Source organism: Muricoccus pecuniae, from assembly GCF_014199205.1.
GTDB lineage: Bacteria > Pseudomonadota > Alphaproteobacteria > Acetobacterales > Acetobacteraceae > Roseomonas > Roseomonas pecuniae.
Window position 1 is genome coordinate 244,584 of record NZ_JACIJD010000004.1, and the last position, 6,204, is coordinate 250,787.

7 protein-coding genes and 1 tRNA gene are annotated in these 6,204 nt (G+C 72.4%); 6 read left to right on the forward strand and 2 right to left on the reverse strand.

Translation table 11 applies throughout. The annotated features are described in order from the left end of the window. Nucleotides 1-79: 79 nt before the first annotated feature. Entirely contained in the window at nucleotides 80-751 is a 672-nt protein-coding gene (gene lipB / locus FHS87_RS06510) for a lipoyl(octanoyl) transferase LipB (protein ID WP_184515120.1), read from the reverse strand. 47 nt (nucleotides 752-798) lie between these two features. On the opposite strand from lipB, the gene FHS87_RS06515 reads away from it, so the two are divergent. Further along, nucleotides 799-884, forward strand: a tRNA-Leu gene (locus tag FHS87_RS06515). A gap of 139 nt (nucleotides 885-1,023) precedes the next feature. Here FHS87_RS06515 and FHS87_RS06520 read toward each other — a convergent pair. Next, a complete protein-coding gene (locus FHS87_RS06520) occupies nucleotides 1,024-1,257 on the reverse strand; it encodes a hypothetical protein (RefSeq protein WP_221299600.1) in 234 nt (77 codons plus the stop codon). A 92-nt stretch (nucleotides 1,258-1,349) separates the two neighbouring features. Here FHS87_RS06520 and FHS87_RS06525 point away from each other — a divergent pair, with 92 nt between their 5' ends. The 5 genes from FHS87_RS06525 to FHS87_RS06545 form a co-directional block, all read left to right on the forward strand. Further along, a complete protein-coding gene (locus FHS87_RS06525; RefSeq protein ID WP_184515123.1) occupies nucleotides 1,350-3,614 on the forward strand; it encodes an NADP-dependent malic enzyme in 2,265 nt (754 codons plus the stop codon). Nucleotides 3,615-3,663: 49 nt separating this feature from the next. Further along, on the forward strand, nucleotides 3,664-4,359 hold the full coding sequence (locus tag FHS87_RS06530; RefSeq protein WP_184515126.1) for a VWA domain-containing protein: 696 nt from the start codon (nucleotides 3,664-3,666) through the stop codon (nucleotides 4,357-4,359). Beyond that, complete coding sequence (locus tag FHS87_RS06535) at nucleotides 4,356-5,021, forward strand: J domain-containing protein (protein ID WP_184515129.1); 666 nt, start codon at nucleotides 4,356-4,358, stop codon at nucleotides 5,019-5,021. Before FHS87_RS06530 ends, FHS87_RS06535 begins: the two co-directional genes overlap by 4 nt. A gap of 91 nt (nucleotides 5,022-5,112) precedes the next feature. Beyond that, nucleotides 5,113-5,985: a UTP--glucose-1-phosphate uridylyltransferase GalU gene (gene galU, locus FHS87_RS06540; RefSeq protein ID WP_184515132.1), complete on the forward strand. Its 873-nt coding sequence runs from the start codon at nucleotides 5,113-5,115 to the stop codon at nucleotides 5,983-5,985. 106 nt (nucleotides 5,986-6,091) lie between these two features. Next, nucleotides 6,092-6,204, forward strand: a 113-nt coding sequence (locus tag FHS87_RS06545; protein WP_184515134.1) for a hypothetical protein, incomplete at its 3' end; no start/stop codon positions are given.

The following is a 6,204-nucleotide window of genomic DNA, read 5'->3' on the forward strand; positions in this document are numbered from 1 at the left end:
GGCCGTAGCTTTTCCGCCGATCAACCCTCTTTCCCGATAATTCGCGCGCGGCCGGCCGTGCCCGCCGAAAAGGGCGGGCTCAGTCCCCGAACACCTCCGCCCATGCGGCGATGAGGGCGGAATCCGCCTCCTCCATCGTCACGGGAAGGCCGAGGGCGTGCAGGCTCGTCACCCCGTGCTCGCTGATGCCGCAGGGAACGATCCCGCCGAAATGGAGGAGGTCGGGCTCCACGTTCAGCGCGATCCCGTGCCAGGACACCCAGCGGGAGACGCGCACGCCGATGGCGCCGATCTTCGCCTCCGTCCCCCTCGTGCGGTCCGCCACCCAGATGCCAACGCGGCCCTCCCGCCGCTCGCCCCTCACGTTGAAGCGGTCCAGCGCGCGAATCATCCACTCCTCCAGCCCGTGCACATAGGCGCGCACGTCCCGCGCGGGCACGGTGCCGTGCGGGCGGGTGAGGTCGAGCATCACATAGGCCGTGCGTTGGCCCGGGCCGTGATAGGTCCACTGCCCCCCGCGCCCGGCCTCATAGGTGGGAAAGCGAGGGTCCAGCAGGGCGTCCATACGGGCAGAGGTGCCGGCGGTGTAGCTCGGCGGGTGCTCCACCAGCCACACGGCCTCCGCTGCCGTGCCCGCGCGGATCCCGGCCACCCGGGCCTCCATGGCGGCCAGGGCATCGGGCACGGAGACCCTGTCGTCAGAAATCAGCCATTCCGGTGCGGGATGCCCGGTTGCCGCCGCCGCGCTCATCGGTTATACGCCCGGCCGCGGAGCAGCCTTCGGGCCGCAACCCGCAGGCGGTCATGGCGGAATGGTAGACGCGCCAGCTTGAGGTGCTGGTGGGGGCAACCCCGTGGAAGTTCGAATCTTCTTGACCGCACCATTTCTTTAATTCGGCTCTTCAATCCGGCATTCAGCGGCCCGCCCCGGCGGTGCCTGCCGGCGCCATGTAGCGCGCCTGCTGCCGGCTTCCCAGGGCATCTCTCCCAGGGCACTCCGCCAGAGGCGGAGCACCTGGCGGATCACCCCCGGCCGGAGCCGAGATCGGGTCCTTCCCCCACCGCGATGCCGGGAAGGTCGCTCACCGGGCGGTTCACCATTCCCGTGCCGTTGCAGGCGAGGCAGGGCTTTCCCATCAGCTCGCCCTTGCCCTGGCACTCCTCGCAGACACTCTCCTCCACCCCCGGCGTGCCCGCCGGCGCCTTGTCGCCGGGGCGCATCTCGCCGCCCGGATCGTCCGATGGTCCCGGCACCATGACCTCCCTCCCGCCTCGATAGGGGACGAACGCGGCGTGAAGGGCCCGGTTCCCCGCTGGCGCCGCGCCCGCGAGGGGGCCATAACGCCGGGATGGACGAGGACTTCCGCAAAGCCGCCCTGGACTATCACCGGCTTCCCAGGCCGGGAAAGCTCAGCATCGAGCCGACCAAGCGCATGGCCACCCAGCGCGACCTCGGCCTCGCCTACTCGCCGGGCGTCGCGGCCGCCTGCATGGAGATCGCGGCCGATCCGAGCACGGCCTACGATTACACCACCCGCGGGAACATGGTGGCCGTCATCACCAACGGGACCGCGGTGCTCGGCCTCGGCTCCATCGGAGCGCTCGCCTCCAAGCCGGTGATGGAGGGCAAGGCGGTCCTCTTCAAGAAGTTCGCCAACCTCGATTCCATCGACATCGAGGTGGACGAGCGGGACCCCGAGCGCTTCGTCGAGGCGGTGGCGGTGCTGGAGCCCTCCTTCGGCGCCATCAACCTTGAGGACATCAAGGCCCCCGAGTGCTTCGAGATCGAGCGCGCGCTCCGCGCCCGCATGAAGATCCCGGTCTTCCACGACGACCAGCACGGCACGGCCATCATCGTCGCCGCCGCCGTGCGGAACGGGCTGATGCTGCAGGAGAAGCCGATCGGGGAGGCGCGGATCGTCACCTCCGGCGCCGGCGCCGCGGCGCTGGCCTGCCTCGACCTCCTCGTCGCCATGGGCGCCCGGCGCGAGAACATCACGGTCTGCGACATCGAGGGCGTGGTCTATGAGGGCCGGCAGGTCCTGATGGACCCGTACAAGGCCCGCTACGCCCGCGACACCGAGGCCCGCACGCTGGCCGAGGCCCTGCCCGGGGCCGACGTGTTCCTCGGCCTCTCCGCCCCGCGCGTGCTGAAGGCGGAGTGGCTGCCCGCCATGGCGCCCCGGCCGCTGATCCTGGCGCTCGCCAATCCCGAGCCCGAGATCCTGCCCGAGGCCGTGCGCGCCGCGCGGCCGGACGCGATCGTGGCCACGGGGCGGTCGGACTACCCGAACCAGGTCAACAACGTCCTCTGCTTCCCCTTCATCTTCCGTGGCGCGCTCGATGCCGGCGCGACGACGATCAACGAGGAGATGAAGGTCGCCTGCGTGGAGGCCATCGCGCGGCTGGCGCGGGCCGAGGCGAGCGAGGTGGTGGTGGCCGCCTATGGCGGGCAGGCGCCGATCTTCGGGCCGGACTACATCATCCCCAAGCCCTTCGATCCTCGGCTCATTCTGGAGATCGCCCCGGCCGTGGCGCGCGCCGCCATGGCCTCCGGCGTCTCCACCCGTCCGATCGCGGATTTCGACGCCTACCGGCAGGTGCTGGAGCGATTCGTCTTCCGCTCGGGCGACCTCATGCGCCCGGTCTTCGCCGCCGCCCGCAATGCCGGCCGCCGCATCGCCTACAGCGAGGGCGAGGACGAGCGCACGCTGCGCGCCGTGCAGACCGTGCTGGACGAGGGGATCGCCGAGCCCGTCATCATCGGCCGCCGCGCCGTGATCGAGGAGCGGGTGCGCTCCATGGGGCTGCGCATGGACCTCCAGGGCAGCGTGACCGTGCTGGACCCCTCGGTGGACACCGAGGCCTTCGCCCCCCTCCTGCCGCTCTACCAGAGCAAGGTCGGGCGGCGCGGCATCCCGCCCGACGCCGCCGCCCGCTACATCCGCGTCCGCCCCACGGTGGCCGCCACCCTGCTGCTCGAGGCCGGGCAGGTGGACGCCGCCATCGTCGGCGGCACGGGCGAGTGGATGACGCAGTGGCACCTCGCCTTCGACATCGTGGGCAAGCGCGCGGACGTGAACCGGGTCTATGCCATGACGGGGGTGATCCTGCCCGCCGGCACGCTGTTCTTCGTGGACACCCACCTGCTGGTGGACCCGAACGAGGAGCAGATCGCGGAGATGACGATGCTCGCCGCCGAGCAGGTGCGCGGCTTCGGCGTCACGCCCCGGGTGGCGCTGCTCTCCCACTCCTCCTTCGGCGCCTCCGACGCCCCCTCCGCCCGCAAGATGCGCCGCGCCCTGCGGCTCATCCGCGAGCGCGACCCCTCGCTGGAGGTGGACGGCGAGATGCATGCCGACGCGGCGCTGGAGCCCGCCATCCGCGACCGCGCGGTGACGGACGGGCGGCTCACCGGCTCGGCCAACCTGCTCGTCTTCCCCAACCTCGATTCGGCCAACATCGCCTACAACCTGCTGAAGGCGGCGGCGGACGGGCTCCAGCTCGGACCGATGCTGCTGGGGATGAACAAGCCCGTCCATGTCATGGTGCCGAGCACCACGGCGCGGGGCATCGTGAACCTCTCGGCCATCGCGGCCGCGCAATCCGGCTGAGCGGGGCGGCGCCGTTCCGCCCGGAGGGGCGGCGCCCCATATCTCCGGCATGGCCAAGCCGCCGGTTCCCGCCCAGACCTCCAGCGCCGTCACCGCCTTCCTGCAGAAGGCGGCGGCGGTGCCCGCCCTGCGCGCCGCCCCCTCCCCCGCGCGGCTCGTCTTCGCCGTGGACGCCACGGCCAGCCGCCAGCCCACCTGGGACCAGGCCAGCCATCTCCAGGCTGGGATGTTCGCCGAGGCGGCCGGGCGGCTGGCGATCAGCCTCGCCTTCTACCGCGGGCACGGCGAGTTCCGGGCCACGCCCTTCCTGGCCGATTCGCGCGCCCTGGCCGCCGAGATGACAGGGCTTCTCTGCCGCGGTGGCCACACGCAGATCCTGCGCCTGCTGCGCCATGCCGAGGCGGAGGCGGCCCGCGCCCGGCTCCACGCCCTCGTTTTCGTGGGGGACGCGGTGGAGGAGGAGCCCGGCCCCATCCTCGCCGCCGCAGCCCGGCTAGGGGCGCGCGGCACCCCCGCCTTCGTCTTCCAGGAGGGCGACGATCCCGGCGCCTCCGCGGTGCTGCGCGGCATCGCCCGCGCCTCGGGCGGCGCCTGGGCGCCTTTCGACCACCGCAGCCCCGGCGCCCTGGCCGCCCTGCTGCGCGGCGCGGCGGCCTTCGCCACGGGCGGGCGGGAGGCGCTGGCGCGGCTGCCGGGCGCGGGCGCGCTGCTCGCCCAGCTCCCGCCGCCGGGAGCGGCGCGGTGATCGCCCTCGCGGCCGGCGCGCTCATCCTCGTGCTGCTCGCCCTCGGTCTCAGGGCCTTCAGCACGGCCAGCGTGGCCGGGGTGAAGACCGCGCTCGCCGCGATCCTGGCCGCGGCGGGGCTGGTTCTCGTGGTGGTGCTGCTCCTCACCGGCCGCGCGGGCGGGCTGGTCTGGGCCCTCGCCCTCTTCGGCCCGGCCGCCTGGCGCTGGTGGAAGTCACGCCAGCCGCCCGCCGCGCTGGGCGGTGCCCCGGCCGACACGGTGGAGACAGCGATGCTCTCCATGCGGCTCGACCCGGCTTCCGGCACCCTCTCCGGGCGCGTGTTGCGCGGGGCCATGGCCGGGCGGGACCTGGCCGATCTCTCCCCCGCCGAGTCGCGCGCCCTCCTGGCCGAGGCCGCCTCGGCGGACCCGGAGAGCGTGCCGCTGATCGAGGCCTGGCTCGACCGCGCCCATCCGGGCTGGCGTGCGGAGGCCGGCCCCGCCTCCCCCGCGCCGGACCGGGCCGAGGCGCTGGCCGTGCTCGGCCTGGAGGAGGGGGCGAGCGAGGAGGAGATCCGCGCCGCCCATGCCCGGCTGATGCGCGCCGCCCACCCCGATGCCGGCGGCTCGGACTGGCTGGCGGCGCGCGTGAACGCTGCGCGGGACGCTCTCCTCGGCTGATCCGGCGGGCGCAACCGGGGGGTGCATTTCCAAAAACGGCCAGCCGTGGCACATCTGCGGCCGAAAACCAGACTAAGGGGATACGCCTCCCGTGCCGAAGCCGTTGAAGAAGGCTGTCCTGCCCGTCGCGGGCCTGGGCACCCGTTTCCTTCCCGCCACCAAGGCCCTGGCGAAGGAGATGCTGCCGGTCGTGGACAAGCCTCTCATCCAGTACGCCGTGGAAGAGGCCCGCGACGCCGGGATCGAGCAGTTCTGCTTCATCACCGGCCGCGGCAAGACCGCGATCGTCGAGCATTTCGACGTCGCCTATGAGCTGGAGCGCACGCTGAAGGAGCGCGCGAAGGACCAGATCCTCGCCGACCTGCGCGCGAGCGCGGTGGAGCCGGGCTCCATCACCACCGTGCGCCAGCAGGTGCCGATGGGGCTGGGCCACGCCATCTGGTGCGCGCGCACCTTCATCGGCAACGACCCCTTCGCCATCCTCCTGCCGGACGACCTCATGCAGTGCGAGGTCTCCTGCACGAAGCAGCTCGCCGACGCCTACATGGAAACCGGCGGCAACGTCGTCGCCATCGAGGAAGTGCCGATGGAGCGCGTCAACAAGTACGGCGTGCTCGACGTGCTGGAGGACAAGGGCAAGCTCGTCTCCATCAAGGGCCTCGTCGAGAAGCCGCCGGTGGAGAAGGCCCCGTCGAACCTCACCATCATCGGCCGCTACGTGCTGATGCCGGAAGTCGTGCACTTCCTCTCGCTCATGGAGAAGGGGGCCGGCGGCGAGGTGCAGCTCACGGACGCCATGGCCAAGCTCATCGGCAGCCAGCCCTTCCACGGGCTGCGCTACGAGGGCCGGCGATTCGACTGCGGCGACAAGGCGGGCTTCCTGGAGGCGCAGATCGCCTTCGCGCTGAAGCGCCCCGACCTGGCCGAGGCCGTGCGAGCCTTCCTGCCGCGCTACGCCGGCTGATCACGCCTTCGACGGCGGCCCCGGCGGCTGTATCGACCGCCGCGGGCCCGCGCGATATGCAGGGCGCGCCGCGGGCCCCGGCGCGCGGACCGGCCAGGGAGTTCTCATGCGCATCGCCATGATCGGCGCGGGCTATGTCGGCCTCGTCTCCGGTGCCTGCTTCGCCGAGTTCGGCGTGGATGTCTGCGTCGTCGACACCGAGGTCTCGAAGGTCGAGGC